The 15,813-nt window shown below is 70.3% G+C and carries 16 protein-coding genes and 1 pseudogene; 8 read left to right on the top strand and 9 right to left on the bottom strand.

Annotated elements, in window-relative coordinates:
• Positions 1-29: 29 nt before the first annotated feature.
• The 6 genes from HDR73_RS11260 to HDR73_RS11285 all read right to left on the bottom strand — a co-directional run bounded on the left by HDR73_RS11260 (position 30) and on the right by HDR73_RS11285 (position 4,984).
• Positions 30-560 carry a hypothetical protein gene (locus tag HDR73_RS11260; RefSeq protein ID WP_133064101.1) on the bottom strand — a complete coding sequence of 177 codons (531 nt, stop codon included), beginning with the start codon at positions 558-560 and terminating at the stop codon, positions 30-32.
• A 179-nt stretch (positions 561-739) separates the two neighbouring features.
• A complete protein-coding gene (locus HDR73_RS11265) occupies positions 740-1,225 on the bottom strand; it encodes a DUF4365 domain-containing protein (RefSeq protein WP_133064100.1) in 486 nt (161 codons plus the stop codon).
• 114 nt (positions 1,226-1,339) lie between these two features.
• The gene (locus tag HDR73_RS11270; protein ID WP_012299895.1) at positions 1,340-2,398 is read right to left on the bottom strand and encodes a glycosyltransferase family 9 protein; all 1,059 of its coding nucleotides are present in this window, start codon (positions 2,396-2,398) and stop codon (positions 1,340-1,342) included.
• A 61-nt stretch (positions 2,399-2,459) separates the two neighbouring features.
• On the bottom strand, positions 2,460-3,125 hold the full coding sequence (locus tag HDR73_RS11275; protein ID WP_012299896.1) for a DedA family protein: 666 nt from the start codon (positions 3,123-3,125) through the stop codon (positions 2,460-2,462).
• Positions 3,126-3,803: 678 nt separating this feature from the next.
• Complete coding sequence (locus tag HDR73_RS11280) at positions 3,804-4,571, bottom strand: hypothetical protein (protein WP_106408655.1); 768 nt, start codon at positions 4,569-4,571, stop codon at positions 3,804-3,806.
• Between the two features lie 176 nt (positions 4,572-4,747).
• Entirely contained in the window at positions 4,748-4,984 is a 237-nt protein-coding gene (locus HDR73_RS11285; protein ID WP_012299899.1) for a hypothetical protein, read from the bottom strand.
• A 45-nt stretch (positions 4,985-5,029) separates the two neighbouring features.
• Between HDR73_RS11285 and HDR73_RS11290 the strand changes: the two genes are divergently transcribed.
• Entirely contained in the window at positions 5,030-5,500 is a 471-nt protein-coding gene (locus tag HDR73_RS11290) for a MarR family winged helix-turn-helix transcriptional regulator (RefSeq protein WP_012299900.1), read from the top strand.
• 63 nt (positions 5,501-5,563) lie between these two features.
• Here HDR73_RS11290 and HDR73_RS11295 read toward each other — a convergent pair whose 3' ends face one another.
• On the bottom strand, positions 5,564-6,406 hold the full coding sequence (locus HDR73_RS11295) for a type II toxin-antitoxin system death-on-curing family toxin (RefSeq protein WP_012299901.1): 843 nt from the start codon (positions 6,404-6,406) through the stop codon (positions 5,564-5,566).
• A 375-nt stretch (positions 6,407-6,781) separates the two neighbouring features.
• Here HDR73_RS11295 and HDR73_RS11300 point away from each other — a divergent pair, with 375 nt between their 5' ends.
• Complete coding sequence (locus HDR73_RS11300) at positions 6,782-7,627, top strand: endonuclease/exonuclease/phosphatase family protein (protein WP_012299902.1); 846 nt, start codon at positions 6,782-6,784, stop codon at positions 7,625-7,627.
• Entirely contained in the window at positions 7,621-8,298 is a 678-nt protein-coding gene (locus HDR73_RS11305) for a DUF2238 domain-containing protein (RefSeq protein WP_012299903.1), read from the top strand. Before HDR73_RS11300 ends, HDR73_RS11305 begins: the two co-directional genes overlap by 7 nt.
• Here the strand turns inward: HDR73_RS11305 and HDR73_RS16565 are convergent.
• Together HDR73_RS16565 and HDR73_RS11310 are read right to left on the bottom strand one after the other, a co-directional pair.
• A complete protein-coding gene (locus tag HDR73_RS16565) occupies positions 8,259-8,873 on the bottom strand; it encodes an RloB family protein (RefSeq protein WP_012299904.1) in 615 nt (204 codons plus the stop codon). The two genes, HDR73_RS11305 and HDR73_RS16565, sit on opposite strands and share 40 nt — an antisense overlap.
• Positions 8,873-10,156: an AAA family ATPase gene (locus HDR73_RS11310; protein ID WP_012299905.1), complete on the bottom strand. Its 1,284-nt coding sequence runs from the start codon at positions 10,154-10,156 to the stop codon at positions 8,873-8,875. Before HDR73_RS11310 ends, HDR73_RS16565 begins: the two co-directional genes overlap by 1 nt.
• A 251-nt stretch (positions 10,157-10,407) precedes the next feature.
• On the opposite strand from HDR73_RS11310, the pseudogene HDR73_RS11315 reads away from it, so the two are divergent.
• From HDR73_RS11315 to HDR73_RS11340, 5 genes and pseudogenes are all read left to right on the top strand, one after another.
• Positions 10,408-10,896: pseudogene (locus HDR73_RS11315) on the top strand (D-glycero-alpha-D-manno-heptose-1,7-bisphosphate 7-phosphatase); the annotation flags it as partial.
• A gap of 30 nt (positions 10,897-10,926) precedes the next feature.
• Entirely contained in the window at positions 10,927-11,991 is a 1,065-nt protein-coding gene (locus tag HDR73_RS11320; RefSeq protein ID WP_223842792.1) for a glycosyltransferase family 9 protein, read from the top strand.
• On the top strand, positions 11,988-13,091 hold the full coding sequence (locus HDR73_RS11325) for a glycosyltransferase (protein WP_012299907.1): 1,104 nt from the start codon (positions 11,988-11,990) through the stop codon (positions 13,089-13,091). The genes HDR73_RS11320 and HDR73_RS11325 overlap by 4 nt, the downstream gene beginning before the upstream one ends.
• Positions 13,088-15,001 carry a glycosyltransferase gene (locus HDR73_RS16570; RefSeq protein WP_012299908.1) on the top strand — a complete coding sequence of 638 codons (1,914 nt, stop codon included), beginning with the start codon at positions 13,088-13,090 and terminating at the stop codon, positions 14,999-15,001. Before HDR73_RS11325 ends, HDR73_RS16570 begins: the two co-directional genes overlap by 4 nt.
• Positions 14,998-15,813 (top strand): PfkB family carbohydrate kinase (locus tag HDR73_RS11340; protein WP_287136445.1); only part of this gene is annotated, 816 nt, incomplete at its 3' end. The genes HDR73_RS16570 and HDR73_RS11340, both read left to right, overlap by 4 nt.

Raw genomic sequence — 15,813 nt, forward strand, 5'->3', positions numbered from 1 at the left:
ATAGCCTTCAGCGTCTGAAAATAGCTCCTCTACATAATAAGTGGCGCCAACGTCGCGAAGCCAATATGCCCGCTTGCGGTAACCGCGTCTAGGTCGGCGGCTTTCATATATAAATCGCGTGCCTTGGCCGCATTCACGCTCCGCATCAATTGAGCAGCGTTATAGAATATAATTGCTTGTCCAGTAAGCTTGGCGACGGCCGCAAAGCGGTCGGCGAGAAGCTCGAGAACCTTGTCGTCGATTTGGCCCTTATGGGTAATTAAGGATAGCGATGCCTCTACTTGAATACTACTTTGCGGCTCGAGAATGGTCCTCTGAGCCAGTTCGAGCAGGGATTTCAAGTCACGAGCGATGATCACGTCCCGCATTATTACGTCTATTAAATCAGCCCGGTAAACGGAGGAGGCGATGGGGATTGCGGCTTGCAGGGCCGAGTAGACCTGCAGCCCGAGGCCCATCGACCGTAACGCCATGTAAGCGGCCATCATTATGTTTCCCTGAATTGCGAGGCGATCTGCCTCCTCCAGTCCTCCCTTCGCCAATAGTGCCGGATAGTGCATGTATCGAGGATGAGCGCCAGAAAGTCGCACAACAACAAAGTCGTCCGTAAAAGCAACGTTGAGCACTAGGTCCCGCTTCTGCGACGCCTGGAGCGATAAACCCCTGACACCGCCCAAGGCTCGCCTGGTATTTCCAACGAACGATCCGGCCCTTTCGCCCAAAAATACCTCGTCGCTTGTCACTGCCACAAAGACCGGGAGACTCGCGTCACTTTTTTTAGAGCTCGCTGAGCCCGAACTTCATCTAAGACAACGTTGGGCGTATCGGCTGACCATTCATCTTCAAAAATGACGGTCAATTCCTTGTTGGCCGGATCGGCCCCCCAATCATCTACCAGATGAGCCCACTTCCACCAAATTCGGCCTGAGGCGGCCTCCCAGAGAACAATAAGCGTCGGGAGATCGAGTGCAGCCCAATAATTACGAGTGGCGTTCTTGATCGCTTTCTTAGGAGCGCCTGCAAGTCTTTCGACGCTCTTAAGCTGCACCAAAAAGTGCATGCCGGTGGCGAAGCCAGCTTCAAACACCTCGATATCCCCATCCACGCCGTAGTCCCCGGTCGGGGCGGTAAAGGTCCAGCTGGCCGGGAGTCGCTCCTCAAACGCGCGTCGAGATTTTTCGGCATTATCGTGACTCTGGGGCCGGCCCGGCATTTGGTCATTCAATTACGGCTCCCTTGATGTACTGTCAGACACTTCTTACCAGAATTAGGTCAGCCCTACTAGGGCTAACTGACTGACGCCCGGGCGCGTGGAGCGCCAATCCTGAATACCGCCGGATCAGTCGCGCGGGTCGTCCGTGAGGGGTCGGATCACGAGGTGGCCGTCGAGGGAGCGGGCCGCCTCGAGGACGTGCGCGGGCGTGATCGCGAGGAGGGCCGGATCCGGGACGCTCGAGAACGTGTCGCCGAGGCGCTGCGACGCGTCGGTCAGCACGATGTGCGGGCCGGACGCGGGCGGGCCCCACTCCTCGGGCGAAGCCGGGCCGAAGATCACGACCGAGGGGATGCCGTAGGCGGTCGCGAGGTGGGCGGCGCCGGTGTCGGCGGAGATCACGAGGTCGGCGGCGGCGATGATCCCGGCGAAGGCGTCGAGGGCCAGCTCGCCCGCGAGCACGGTCTCCGTCGGCATGCCGGCGAGGGCGGCGACCTCGAGGGCGCGCTCGCGCTCCTTGTCCGATCCGGTGAAGACGACCGTGCGGCCCTCATCCGCGAGCGCGCGGGCGACCGCGGCGAAGCGGTCGACGGGCCACTGGCGGGATCCGTAGGCGGCGCCCACATGGATCACGACGGCGTGCTCCGCGACGGGCGGCTCGGCGGGGACGAGGATGCCCACGTCGTCCGGATCCGCGGGCATGCCGTGCCAGGAGACGAGCCGGGCCCAGCGGTACCGCTCGAGGACGTGGTCCTCCCAGGCGGGTCCGTCGGCGGCGGGCAGACGATCGAGCTGAGGCGCCGCGTGCCCGAGGGTGCGGTGCGCGCGCAGCTCGTGGAGGAGGGCGCGGCTCTCGTGACCTGCGCCGTGCAGGTTGATCGCGAGGTCGACCGTGCCGGGCTCGCGCGCGATGGGGTGGTCGAAGCCCTGCTGCGGGAGGTGCTCGTCGACCATGCCGAGGAGCTTCACGACGGGCGCGAGCCAGCCGGTGGTGGCGAGCGCGATGCGGGCGTCGGGGTGCGCGCGGCGGATGGCGCGGAGCGCGGGGACGGCCACGAGGATGTCGCCCAGCTTGATGGCGCGGAGGACGAGGATCTCTTCCGGGTGCTGCTGGTCGGTTCCGGCGGTGCGGATCGACGGGCGGGCGTCGTCAGGGTGGGCGGCGCGGTCGCCGGGGGTCTGCATGGGTTCCAGCCTGGCAGAGGCGAGGCGCGAGGGTCGGGGTGGCGGCGTCAGGCCGCCCGGGTCAGGCCGCCCGCACCCGCCGGATCACCCGGGTGATCACGAACCACAGCACCAGCAGCGCGATGATCCCGATGGCCGCGTAGGAGATGAGGCCGCTCCACTCCTCCAGCACCGGGCGGATCGCCGGGCCGAACGCGAAGCCGAGGCCGACCCAGATGGCGTTCCAGGCGCCGGACCCGATGACCGTGTAGAGGGAGAAGCGCCAGACGGGCATGCGCTCGATGCCCGCCGGGATGGAGATGAAGGAGCGCACGAGCGGCACGCACCGGCCGAGGAGCACGGCCGTCCCGCCCCAGCGCTGGAAGAACGCCTCGGCCTTGTCGAAGTCGGCGTGGTCGAGCAGCGGGATCCGGCCGACGAGGCGGCGGGTGCGGTTCCGGCCGAGCGCGGCCCCGATCGCGTACCAGATGAGCACGCCCACGAGAGCGCCGATCGTGGCCGCGGCCCAGGCGCCCCACGCGTTCATGCGGCCCTCGTAGGCGAGGAAGCCGGCGACGGGGAGGATCGCCTCGGAGGGAATCGGCGGCACGAACGTCTCGATGAGGACGGCGAGGCCGACCCCCACCTCGCCCAGCACCTCGATGAGGCCGAGGACCCAGCCGACGAAGCCGTCGTATCCCTCGCTCGGGTGGATCGCTGCGGGGGTCATTGCCTGGATGGCGCTCATGCGGCCTCTCGTTCTGTCGGGGGGTCGGGCGTCGATGTCGTGGACGGCGGTGCCGTGCGGGCGGTGCCGTGGATCGCGTGCGGGGCGGCGCGGAAGACGGCCCCCGATCCGCGAGCTTAGGGAATGCGATTCCACAACCGCTGAATAGGCGGTGGTGCGCGCGGCGGACGGCCATCGCCCCCGCGGAGGACGACGGAGCCGCGGGAGCACGAGAGGCTGGGTCCGGGGCGGGCGGCGCCCCGCCACCTGCCCGATGCGACCAGCCCGACCCCACCCGCTCGACGCGTCCCGAGGAGCTCCGCCGCGATCCACCCCGCCCGTCGCCCTGCACGCCCCGCACGCCGCCGCCGCGCTGCTCCGCGCCTACGCGCTGGGCGCTCCGGGTGCCAGCGCGGATCCCCTTGACGCCGACGAGCGCGCCCTCTTCACCGGCTGGCTCAAGGCGACGCAGACCGGCGCCACGCTCGTCCGCGCGGGGCGGACCGACGGGGGCGCGGGCGGGCGGGCGCCGGCGTCAGCGCCCCCGTCCTCCGCGAGCAGCGCGAGCGCCCGGGACAGATCCGCGTCGGCCCGCTCGGCCACCCGGTCGGCGGCGTCGCCGCGGAGGTGCCACGCGCTCGCGCAAACGGACGTGCCCACGGTCTCCCGTGGGCACGTCCTGAGCTCACCGCCGCATCGTCAGCAGTGCGACTTCCACCAGTAGGGGTAGTAGAGCCAGATGCCGTTCCGGGCGCACGTGGTGTTCTTGATCCATTCCGCGACGGTCGCGACGGCCGCGCCGACGAGGCTGCAGGTGATCTTCGAGAAGTCGAAGAACAGGCACAGCCCGATCATCCCGCCGGCCACGCCGCCCGCGACGATGGTCTTGAACCAGGGGCCGTTGATGTAGACGTGCTCGCCCTGGAACCACTTGATGACCTTGTTCCACCAGTGCTTGCTCTCCGTGATGCCGGCGGCGCCGGTCGGGGCGCTGCCCGCGGGCGCGTCGGCGGAGTCGGGCCAGTCGCCGTCGCTCAGGTCTCCCATCTCGTCGCGGAGGGACTGCGCAGCGGCGGGATCTGCGCGCAGCTGCGCGGCCATCTGCTGACCCGCCACCTGCTGCGCGGCGGACGGCTTCGTCCAGCCGTCGACGTGGTGTCCGTTGATGGTCAGCCCGTGCTCGCCGGCGTCCAAGACGTCCTCCTGCGTGACCCGGCCGCTCTTCAGGTCCTCCACGAGGGTCTTGTCCTCGAGCGAGCGCTCCAGACGGGTGCGGGCGTGGGAGGAACCGTGGTCGGCTGCGAAGGCGTCGCTGCTGGGTGCGGCGAGGCCGAGGCCGAGGCCGGCGAGGGCGCCGACGGCCACGAACGCCAGGAGTCGGCGCGTCGAGAGGAACGTGCGGCCGAAGGGACGAAGGGGACGAAGGGGACGAAGGGGATGGACGGGATGGAGGGGTCGTGCGGACATGCTGGCTCCTACGTGAGGAAGCGGGATTCGCCTCACTTGGAACGTAGGTGCGTGCTCGTGGGCGTGCGGGCAGTGCACAAGACGCGCGATGAACGACGGGGGAGTTCGAGACGTCCACTCGCTCTGCCACGGGTCTTGGTCAGCGCCCGTCGTCCTCCGCGAGCAGCGCGAACGGATCACACGGGGCAGCGCACCTGCGTGCGCGCTCCCGACCGGTCGATGTCGTGGTCGGGCATGGGCTTGCCGCACATGGGGCAAAGGCGCGACTGCGGCTCAGGAACCAGGTCGTCGGTGTACGGGCCGAGCGGCGGCGCGCCGAGGTAGGGGCGGAGCCGCTCGTTGAACCGCTCGATGGCCGCCCCGAAGCCGCGCTCGCGCCGCGGGCCGTCCTCCCGACTCTTACCTCGCGTCATAGTATTCAGTGTACGCGGTAATTCGGGCGACGGCAGGGAGCTGGCATGGCACACGAGGGCGCGACGCGCACGGATCCGCTGGCACTCGAGAGCCAGCTCTGCTTCGCGGCCGTGCTGGCGGCGCGGTCGGTCGTCGCGCTGTACCGGCCGATCCTCGAGCCGCTCGGCCTCACGCACCCGCAGTACCTCGTGATGCTCGCGCTTTGGGAGCGCGACGGCCGATCGATCTCCGACCTCGGCGGCGCGCTCGCCCTCGAGCCCGCGACCGTGACGCCGCTGCTCAAGCGCCTGCAGTCGGCGGGGCTCCTGGAGCGCGCGCGCAGCGCCGAGGACGAGCGCGTCGTGCGCGTCACCCTCACCGACGCCGGCCGCGCGCTCCGCCAGCAGGCCGAGCAGGTGCCCGCCACCGTGGCCGAGCGGACGGGCATGACCCCGACCGAGCTCGGCCGCATCCGGGACGACCTGCACGCGTTCCTCGCGCGCATCGACGCGGCGCCGGATCCCGCGGACGCCTAGCGCCGCGCGCCGGACATTCTTGCCGCGGAGCCTGTCGACAAGCTCCGCCCAAAGCGCGCGACTTCAGTCCGAGAGGGTCACCAACGTGACCTTGAAGGGAAGGGTTCCGACGAGCACACTGTCGAGTCGCACCTCCACCACGAGGTCACCGGGGACCACGATCCGCGGGGCGACCTGGAAGTGAAATGTTGAGGGCATCAAGTCCTCTGGGTGGTGCTCGTGGCCGCCCCTCACCGGTGGGGCGAGTCCGTGACGCGACTTGTTACGTCGGGGCGGATCCATCGACCCCGGGTCACGAGGGACCACGGACAACGCGAGCACATGGCCCTGGCCCGTGTCCTCCTCGCGCCAATGGATCTTGCCGCAGACGAAAACCGGTAATTGATACGGCGGCTTGCTTTCGCGCGGGTCGATCAGCCGACCCGCGATGCCGACGCCGTACCAGTCGGTCAGGAAACCGTCTCGCTCCTCCACATGCCCGACGAGCATCAGGTACTCGATCCGCGGGTCCACCGCGCTCCCCCGCTGACGTCGCTCGTGCACGCTGCGGAACCACTCGGCGACGCGAGACGTCTCGACGACCCCCGCGGCGACAGCGAGGGTGAACACCTCCGCCTCGACCGGCTCGACGGCGCCGAGCACGACGCCGTTGAGCTCGAGGAACGCCACCGCAGAAAGGAACGCGGTCCGCTTGTTGCCATCGTGGAAGTACTGGGTTGTCGCGAGGCCGTGCATCAGGGCGGCGGCCTTGTCGAAGACGCTCGGGAACGGATCGACGCCGCCGAAGCCGTTGAACGCCCTCCCGACCGCCGCATGGACACCATTGGCGTCACGAACGCCAGCGCCGTGTCCGCCGAACTCCAGATTGATCTCAACGACCGCCTCGAAGGAGAGGGCGACGACCATCAGGCCAGGCGGCGGAGCAGCTCTGCGTGTCGCTTCGCGAGGATGCGGGCGACCCTCATGGTCTCCTCTACCGACGCGACACGGTCGTCGCGAGGAGAGTCGATCGCGGAGTCAGGCTGGCCCAAACCGACCACCTGCTGCTCGCTCTCCCGGACACCCATGGTGTCCAAGGTAGTCGACCGAGGTGGGGAGGTCCATGGATGCGATCTCACCCGTGGACGAAGGGCTCGCTGCTAAGTTCTCCGGGTACGCCCCAGGACCATTCGGCCACGCCGGGCTCCTGGGGCAATCGTGTTTCCCGGCCGCGGGGCCCGTGCCCGTGACGGATCCCTGCCAGCGGCGGTCGACGCGGGCCCGCTGGGGGACGATGGATCCATGACCCTCAGCGCCGACGGAACCCTCCAGGACGGGCGGGTGCTCGTCGGCCCGGTCGACGCCCCCGAGCTGCACGTGATGACGTACAACATCCGGCGCCTGTTCCGCCGGTACCGGCCGGGCAGCCCCGACCGCTGGGCCGACCGAGAGCCGCTCATCGCCGAGCTCCTCCAACGCGAGCAGCCCGCTCTCCTCGGCACCCAGGAGGCGATGCCCACGCAGGGGCGCGCCCTGTCGCACGCGCTCGGCCGACACTACCGGCGGATCGGGCACGGCCGCAACGCCGACGGCCACGGCGAGGGCTGCCCCACCTTCTACGACACGCGCCGCCTCGAGCTCACGACCTGGCGGCAGGTCGCGCTTTCGGACACGCCCGCGGTCGCCGGATCCCGCACCTGGGGCAACATGGTGCCGCGGATCGCCGTGGTCGCCGACTTCACGGATCGCGCCACGGGCCTGCCGCTGCGGCACGTGAACACGCACTTCGACCACCTCTCTCGGCGCTCGCGCGAGGAGTCGGCGCGCATGATCCTCGGGATCGTCGCCGAGGTGGAGGCGCCCACGATCGTCGCGGGCGACACCAACGCGGGCATCAACACGGAGCCGCACCGGCTGCTGATCGGGTCGGGCGCGCTCGTCGACGCGTGGCCCGCCGCCCGCGAGCGCCTCACGCCGGAGTGGGGCACGTGGTCGAACTACAAGGCGCCGAAGCGCACGACCCGCCGCATCGACTGGATGCTCGTCACGCCCGACGTCGAGGTCGAGCGGGTCGGCATCAACACGACGCGCATCGACGGGCGCGCGCCGAGCGACCACGAGGCGCTGCAGGCGGTGGTGCGGTGCTGACGGATCCGTCGGACCCCGCCTCACTCGATGATCCGCACGCGCCCGAGGACGTCGCCGCGTTCGCCGGGCTGGCCGGGCTCACCTTCCTGCAGCCGCCGCACGGCATCACGGCGATCCTCGCCGACGCCGTGCGCGTGATCGGGCTGCTCACCTTCCTCTTCTCCGTGTTCGCGTGGACGGGCACGACCTCGGCGATGTTCGCGCTCGCGCTGCTGGGGCTCGTGGCACCGCGGTCCCTCGGGGCGAGGCCCGGGCTGGATCTGGCGATCGGCGTCACGACGCTCGTCTCCGCCGCGAGCAACCGGCTCGACCTCTACGAGATGCTGCCGTGGTGGGACATCCCCGCGCACCTCGTCACGACGGCGGCGCTCGCCGCGCTCGTGATCCTGCTCGCCGACCGCGCGGGCGTCGTGGTCGACCGGCGGCCGCTGCCCCTCGGGATCCTCAGCCTCACGGTGGGCCTCGCGCTCTCGGCGCTGTGGGAGCTCGGCGAGTGGGCGGGGCGGGCGTGGCTCGACCCCGCGATCCTCACGGGCTACGACGACACGATCGGCGACATGGCGGTCGGCGGGCTGGGGGCGCTGCTGATCGCGCCGCTCATGCCGATGCTGCTGGCCCGGTCGCGGTGGCGTCAGGCCCCGCTGGCGCGCTCGATCGATTCCACTAACTGATACACGGACGTTGAAGGGTTATTGTGGGGCATTAAAGAAGACTCTCGTTCGTGACGCAGCTCTAAAGCGCGCGCCCGACCAGCCGCGACGGCCCGAAGGGGAAGGTAAGCAGCCGCATCAACGTGCTTGTCACCAGCACCGTCAAGGTCCCTTCGCCGCCTGCGAGCGTCGTCGTTATCTAAGTGACTACCGTGCTCACTCATATGCAATATGAGCCATATTTCGAAACAAGGATTCGAAACGGCCAGACGAATGCTTCTGGTTCGGGCAAGCTCGAAGGCTTCGTGCAAATGAGGATGTTGACGCGGCCATTCGACGTCGAATACACACCAGTACTCGCTTGCCTCATCGCGCGCCCGAGCGGCTACGGCACTTTCCACCAGCGTGAGCGGCACGGCACCCGTGAGACTGATACGCATGTCTAGTTTCGCTCGGCTCCGAATTTCAGGCAATGCGGCGAGAGCCTTAAAATACTCCGGCTCAGTTGCTTCGCCCTCACAAAATAGAGCTATCACATAGCGCTCCGGCTTGGAGGGTCGCCGCCGTCGCAAGACTGCGGATGGACGCCGACCCATTAGCCGATAAGCCCAAGCGCTCGGTATACGCCTACCATATCGATGTCTGGCACCCCGCCAAAGCGCCCTTCGAGGTAACCCTTCTCAAGGTTTTGCGACTTCCGCACGCGGTCACCATTGTAATCCGTCAATGGGGTCAGCGAAGTTGCACCCGAATCATCTTTTTCCGTCAACCAAATTTCATCTCTATTCAGTCGAGCCAATAAACTAGCGTCGTGCGACGTAAATATAAGTTGGGCGTTATTCGGATTAGTCCGAGGATTCGAGAATATACCAAGGATCTCTGCCGACAGCTTGGGGTGCAAACTGGCGTCGATCTCGTCAACAACAAGAACACCCCCTCTTTCCAGGGTCTGAAGGAGGGGACCCACTAGCCGAAACCAGGTCTGCGTGCCGGCAGACTCTGCCATCATGTCAAGGGGATATCTCCCACCGTCCGCGTTATGGACAAGCATAGTAACTTTGCGGTTCCTCTGGTCAGCAATGCTTGACTCATCCTCGCGCCGTATCACGTCCACAATTCCCAGGTCGGCCATTTTCAGGAGAGCCAGACCTTGCTCGCGCTTGTTGTTCACGGGCAATTCTGCGCTTTGATCGTCATCCTCTGCATCGGTCGACATGGTCACCTCGGGCATATCGAACCACAGTGGCGCAGATGAGCCAAACGTGCCCATGCCAAACTCACGCATCATTCCGGTCTTCGAATGCAGACCCTTGGAGCTTGTGTTGAATACTTGACGCGTGAAGCTACGAGTCAGCGGCTCCTTGAAGAGCCGAACAATGGACAGAACTAAAGCCGTCTCGGTTAGCAGCTTGCGCGCACCTGATAGCTCGCCAAGACCGTCCTGCAGCTTGAGCTCCATGTCGCTCCGCTCGAATAGGCGTCTGCGCCTTCCCGCGGGATAGTGAAAAAGGCCCTCGTACTTCACCGAGGTTGAGTCTAATTCGAGCTGATACTCGAAGCGGATGTCCTCGATGAGATACTCGACCCAGAACTTGGTAGGCCGACTGCCGTCTTTGCCAAATGCAAAGTTGGGCACAGGAATTGCCTCATCCCAACTCCTTAGAGACGTAGTGACGGCGCGCCTGAGCCATTCTATGGCAGCCAGTATATTTGATTTACCGGATGCGTTAGGTCCAAAAATGCCCACCACAGACAACAAGCTGGCATTTAGCGATTCAGAAGGCCGCGGACCCTCTCTATTTGCGTCGAGCGCAACCATGGACAGCTCAACGGGTTCATTGATGGACCGGAAATTTTCCACAGCAAATCGGATCAGCATGAGGTTCCAACAGTCGCCATGCGCCGATCCTAGCGCTGTTTCCGCAGTTTTTCGACGAAAACCACCCCCTGTTGACTAGGAACGTCGACATCGAGGGCCGGTCGAGACAGCGTGGGCCGATCCACGGGGTGTGACACCCATGTAGCGATACCCGCTCGAAGGACAGAGACCGCGGAGCTAACGAGGACCACCCCGAGGAGAAGTGCCGCGGGCGGGGTTTGGCTCGAGGAGCAGTCGGGTACGTCTCCGTCATGCGCTCGCCCGGGAACGACCTCGAGGCCGTCCTGTTCGACCGGGACGGGACGCTCGTCGTCGACGTGCCGTACAACGGGGATCCCGCGCTCGTCACGCTCATGCCCGGTGCCCGCGAGGCGGTCGACGCCGTGCGCGCCGCCGGCCTCCGCATCGGGATGGTGACCAACCAGTCCGGGATCGCGCGCGGCCTCATCACTCGGCAGCAGGCCGACGCCGTCAACGCCCGCGTGCAGGAGCTGCTCGGCGCGTTCGACCTCGTGCTGCTGTGCCCACACGGATCCGAGGACGGCTGCGAATGCCGGAAGCCCCGACCCGGCATGGTGCTCGAGGCCTGCCGGACGTGGGGCGTGGATCCGTCGCGCGTCGCGGTGGTCGGCGACATCGCCGCCGACATGGGCGCCGCCCGGGCCGCGGGCGCGCGCGGCGTGCTCGTGCCCACGCCCGTCACGCGCGAGGAGGAGGTGGCCGAGGCGGAGCTGGTGGCCCCGACGATCCTCGACGCCGTGCACCTCCTCATCCACGACCCCGCGCCCCGCCGCGTGCTCGTCGTGCGGCTCGACTCCGTGGGCGACGTGCTGATCTCGGGGCCCGCGGTGCGCGCCGTCGCCGCCGACCCCCGCGTCGAGGTGCATCTGCTCTGCGGTCCGCGCGGCGCGTCCGCCGGCCGGCTGCTGCCCGGCGTGCACGCGGTGCACGTGTGGGACGCGCCGTGGATCTCCTCCCCCGCGCCCGCCGCCGACGCCGCGTCGGTCGACGCCCTGCACGCGATCCTCGCCGAGGTCGATGCCGACGAGGCCGTCATCCTCACGTCCTTCCACCAGTCGCCGCTCCCGCTCGCGCTGCTGCTGCGGCTCGCCGGCGTCGAGCGGATCACGGGCGCGAGCGTCGACTACGCCGGATCCCTCCTCGACGTGCGCCTGAAGCCCGGCGAGGACCTCGACGAGGACCAGCCCGAGCCCGAGCGCGCCCTCGCGATCGCCGCCGCGGCCGGGCACGCGCTGCCCGACGGCGACGACGGGCGGCTCGCCGTCCTGCCGGCCGAGCTGCCGTCCGACGTGGAGGCGCTCCTCCCCGACGGTCCGTTCGCGCTCGTCCACCCGGGCGCCGCGGTCGGGGCGCGCGCGTACCCGGCCGACCAGCACCGGGACGCGGTCGCGCTCCTGGCCGCGCGCGGGATCCCCGTGGTCGTCACGGGCGGACCCGACGAGCGGGACCTCACGGCGCACGTCGCCGGATCCATCGCGCTCGACCTCGGCGGCCGCACCGACCTCGCCGGGCTCGGCGCGCTGATGCGCCGTGCGGCCGTGCTCGTGAGCGGCAACACCGGCCCCGCGCACCTCGCCGCCGCGGTGGGCCTGCCCGTCGTCAGCCTGTTCTCGCCCGTCGTGCCGCCGATCCGCTGGGCGCCGTACCGCGTGCCCGTGATCCTGCTCGGCGACCAGGACGCGGCCTGCAAGCTGAGCCGCGCGCGTGACTGCCCCGTGCCGGGGCACCCGTGCCTCGCGGGCGTCGCGCCGGCCGAGGTCGCCGACGCGGTCGTGCGGCTCATGGCGACGAGCCGCGCGGAGGTGCCCGCATGAGGATCCTGATGTGGCACGTCCACGGCGGCTGGACCGACTCGTTCGTGCTCGGATCCCACGAGATCCTCTTCCCCACCACGCCCGCCCGCGACGCGTGGGGCCTCGGCCGCGGCGGACGCGCGTGGCCCTCGAGCGCGCGCGAGGTGGATCCGTCGTCCCTGCACGACGCGGACGTCGACCTCGTGCTGCTCCAGCGCATGCCGGAGATCGCGGAGGCCGAGCGCCTGCTCGGCCGCCGCCTCGGATCCGACGTGCCCGCCGTCTTCCTCGAGCACAACACCCCGCGCGGCGCCCCGACCGAGACCGTGCACCCGCTGGCCGACCGCGACGACATCCCGGTGATCCATGTCACGCGCTTCAACGCGCTCATGTGGGACACCGGATGCGCGCCCACGACGGTCGTCGAGCACGGCGTGCCCGACCCCGGCGCGCTCTACACGGGCGAGGCCCTGTCGTTCGGCGCGGTGATCAACGAGCCCGTGCGCCGCGGCCGCATCACCGGCACCGACCTGCTGCCCGCGTTCGCGGAGGTCGCGCCCGTCGAGGTGTTCGGGATGGGGACGGATCTGGTCCCTGACGCGTTCCCGGACCTCGGCGAGCGCATCGTGCCGCGCGGCGACCTCCCGACCTCCCGCATGCACCCCGAGCTCGCCCGCTTGCGCGCGTACATCCACCCGCACCGCTGGACCTCGCTCGGCCTGTCGCTGCTCAAGGCGATGCACATGGGGATGCCCGTGCTGGTGCTCGACGCGACCGAGGCGTCGCGCGCGGTGCCGCCGGACGCGGGCGCGATCTCGTCCGACCCCGCCGACCTCGTGCGCGCGGCCCGGCTCCTGCTCGCGGATCCCGACGAGGCCGCCCGCCGTGGACGCGTCGCCCGCGAGGCCGCGCTCGCCCGCTACTCCCTCGGCCGGTTCCTGCACGACATGGACGCCGTGCTGCACGACGCCGTGGACGCGGCCGGCCGGCGGCGCGCGCATCGCCGGGCCGCGGGATCCACCGCCCCGCCGGAACCGCCGGGCACCGCCCCGGCCACCGCGCTCGCACCCGCCGACCCGCACCCCCTTCCCCACCCGCTCGACGAGAGGACGACACGATGAGGATCGCGATGATCTCGGAGCACGCCAGCCCGCTGGCGACGCTCGGCGGCGTGGACGCCGGCGGCCAGAACGTGCACGTGGCCGCGCTGTCGGCCGCGCTCGCGGAGGAGGGCCACACGGTCACCGTCTACACGCGCCGCGACGACGAGGCGCTGCCCGCCCGGGTCGCCTTCGCGCCCGGTGTGGAGGTCGTGCACCTCGACGCCGGACCCGCCCGCGCGGTCCCGAAGGACGAGCTGCTGCCGCACATGGGCGAGCTGGCCGACGGCCTCCTCGCCGACTGGCGCACCGCCCGGCCCGACGTCGTGCACAGCCACTTCTGGATGTCCGGGGTCGCCGCGCTCGACGCCGCCGCGCGCCTCGCGTCCTCCCCGGTCGGCGCCGCCGCCGCGCCGCCCGTGCTGCACACCTTCCACGCGCTCGGATCCGTGAAGCGCCGCCACCTCGGCGCCGAGGACACGAGCCCCGCCGCGCGCGCCGAGCTCGAGCCGGGCGTCGGCCGCCGCGCCGACGCCGTCATCGCGACCTGCTCCGACGAGGCCGCCGAGCTCGTGCGCGCGGGCGTCGACGCGGCCCGCGTCACCGTGATCCCGTGCGGCGTCGACATCGGGCACTTCACACCGCGAGCGGACGAGCCCGACGACGCTGCCGACACCGCCGACCGCCTGGTGCCGCGCAAGGGCGTCGACCTCGCGATCGAGGCCCTCGGGATCCTCGCCCGTCGCGGCCGCACCGACGTCGAGCTGGTCATCGTCGGCGGATCCGGCGACGGCGCGAGCGGGTCCGACGACCCGGAGGCCCGCCGCCTCATGGACGCCGCCCGCGCCGCCGGGGTCGCCGACCGCGTGCGCCTGCACGGCCGCGTCTCCCAGGCCGACATGCCCGCCGTGATGCGCACCGCCGACGTCGTGGTGTGCGCGCCCTGGTACGAGCCGTTCGGCATCGTGCCGCTCGAGGCGATGGCCTCCGGCGTGCCCGTCGTCGCGTCCGCGGTCGGCGGCCTCACCGACAGCGTGGTCGACGGCGTGACGGGGATCCTCGTGCCGCCGCGCGACCCCGCCGCCATCGCCGAGGCCCTCGGGGAGCTGCTCGCGGATCCCGCGCGCCGCCGCCGCCTCGGCCGCGCCGGCCGCGACCGCATGGAGCACGGCTACGCGTGGTCGACCGTCGCCGCCCGCACCGCGGAGGCGTACCTGGCCGCGATCCAGGCCGCCGCCCCCGACGACCTCCCCGCCGACCCGACCGTGGTCGACGCCCACCTCGACGCGCTCGGCCCGGTGCTCGACGACCTCCGCCGGCACGCGCCGCGCCTCACCGCGTGGGGCCGCGAGATGGCCGACCGCCTGAGCCACGGCGCGCGCCTCATCGCGGCCGGCAACGGCGGATCCGCGGCCGAGGCCCAGCACCTCACGAGCGAGCTGGTCGGCCGGTTCGACGGCGACCGCCGCCCGTTCTCCGCCATCGCGCTGCACTCCGAGTCGTCGGCGGTGACCGCGATCGGCAACGACTACGGCTTCGACGAGGTCTTCGCCCGGCAGGTGCACGCGCACGCCAGATCCGGCGACATCGTCGTGCTCCTCTCCACGAGCGGCCGCAGCGAGAACCTGCTCCGCGCCGCCGCCGCCGCGCGCGCCGCGGGAGCCACCACCTGGGCGATGACGGGCCCCGGCCCGAACCCGCTGGTGGAGGCGTGCGACGAGTCCCTCGCGCTCGACGGGCCGTCGGCCAACGTGCAGGAGGCGCAGCTCGTCGCCGTGCACGCGATCTGCCGCGCGTTCGAGAGCCGCCTGAAGGCGAACGACCGGGCCGCGGCGCGTGCGTCGGCGACGACGGCCGTCGCGTCGGCGTCCGTGCCCGTGACGGTCTCCCCCGCGTCCACCACGGCGGCGCCCGCCGAGGTGCCGGCATGAGGATCGTCGTGGTCGGCGACGTGCTGCTCGACGTCGACATGACCGGCGCCGCGCACCGCCTCAGCCCCGACGCGCCCGTGCCCGTGATCGAGGTCGAGGAGTCGCTGCCCCGCGCGGGCGGCGCCGGCCTCGTCGCCACGATGCTCGCGCGCGACGGCCACGACGTGCGCCTCGTCACCGTGCTCTCCGACGACCATCACTCCGCGACGCTCCGCGCGTGCCTCGACCGGATCGAGGTGGTCGCCGGCCCGTCCGGCGCGCCCACGCCCGTGAAGACCCGCGTCCGCGCCGACGGCCACGCCATCGCCCGCATCGACGAGGGCTGCGCGCCGCCGCCCACGCCCGCCGCGACCGACGCGATGCTCGACGCGATCGCCTCGGCCGACGCCATCGTCGTCGCCGACTACGGCCGCGGCGTCACGCGCGATCCCCGCCTGCGCGCCGCCCTCGACGCGCGCGCCGCCGAGGTGCCGCTCGTGTGGGATCCGCACCCCGCGGGCGAGGCGCCCGTCCCGAACACGGCGCTCGCCACCCCGAACCTCGCCGAGGCGCGCGCCTTCTCCGGCGTCGCCGGGCGCGACGTGTCCGCAGCGGCCGACGCCGCCCGTCTGCTCCAGGCGAAGTGGGGCGTCGCGACGGTCGCCGTCACCATGAGCGAGCGCGGCGCCCTGCTCGTGTCGGCGCCCGCGTCCGGCGCGGCCGGTGGATCCATGCCCGTCGTCGTCCCCGCCCCGCTCGTCGCGACGGGCGACCCGTGCGGCGCCGGCGACCGCCTGGCCGCCACGGCCCTCGCGGGGCTGGCCGCGGGATCC

Origin of the sequence: Clavibacter sp. (genome assembly GCF_014802555.1) — a bacterium.
GTDB classification, from domain to species: Bacteria; Actinomycetota; Actinomycetes; order Actinomycetales; family Microbacteriaceae; genus Clavibacter; species Clavibacter sepedonicus.

Coding starts and splice junctions, on each gene's coding strand:
- HDR73_RS11275 (WP_012299896.1), bottom strand. CDS start 3,125: ATGAGCGCCATCCAGGCAATGACCCCCGCAGCGATCCACCCGAGCGAG.
- HDR73_RS11300 (WP_012299902.1), top strand. CDS start 6,782: ATGACCCTCAGCGCCGACGGAACCCTCCAGGACGGGCGGGTGCTCGTC.
- HDR73_RS11285 (WP_012299899.1), bottom strand. CDS start 4,984: ATGACGCGAGGTAAGAGTCGGGAGGACGGCCCGCGGCGCGAGCGCGGC.
- HDR73_RS16565 (WP_012299904.1), bottom strand. CDS start 8,873: ATGGGTCGGCGTCCATCCGCAGTCTTGCGACGGCGGCGACCCTCCAAG.
- HDR73_RS11325 (WP_012299907.1), top strand. CDS start 11,988: ATGAGGATCCTGATGTGGCACGTCCACGGCGGCTGGACCGACTCGTTC.
- HDR73_RS11310 (WP_012299905.1), bottom strand. CDS start 10,156: ATGCTGATCCGATTTGCTGTGGAAAATTTCCGGTCCATCAATGAACCC.
- HDR73_RS11280 (WP_106408655.1), bottom strand. CDS start 4,571: ATGTCCGCACGACCCCTCCATCCCGTCCATCCCCTTCGTCCCCTTCGT.
- HDR73_RS16570 (WP_012299908.1), top strand. CDS start 13,088: ATGAGGATCGCGATGATCTCGGAGCACGCCAGCCCGCTGGCGACGCTC.
- HDR73_RS11270 (WP_012299895.1), bottom strand. CDS start 2,398: ATGCAGACCCCCGGCGACCGCGCCGCCCACCCTGACGACGCCCGCCCG.
- HDR73_RS11290 (WP_012299900.1), top strand. CDS start 5,030: ATGGCACACGAGGGCGCGACGCGCACGGATCCGCTGGCACTCGAGAGC.
- HDR73_RS11295 (WP_012299901.1), bottom strand. CDS start 6,406: ATGGTCGTCGCCCTCTCCTTCGAGGCGGTCGTTGAGATCAATCTGGAG.
- HDR73_RS11260 (WP_133064101.1), bottom strand. CDS start 560: ATGCACTATCCGGCACTATTGGCGAAGGGAGGACTGGAGGAGGCAGAT.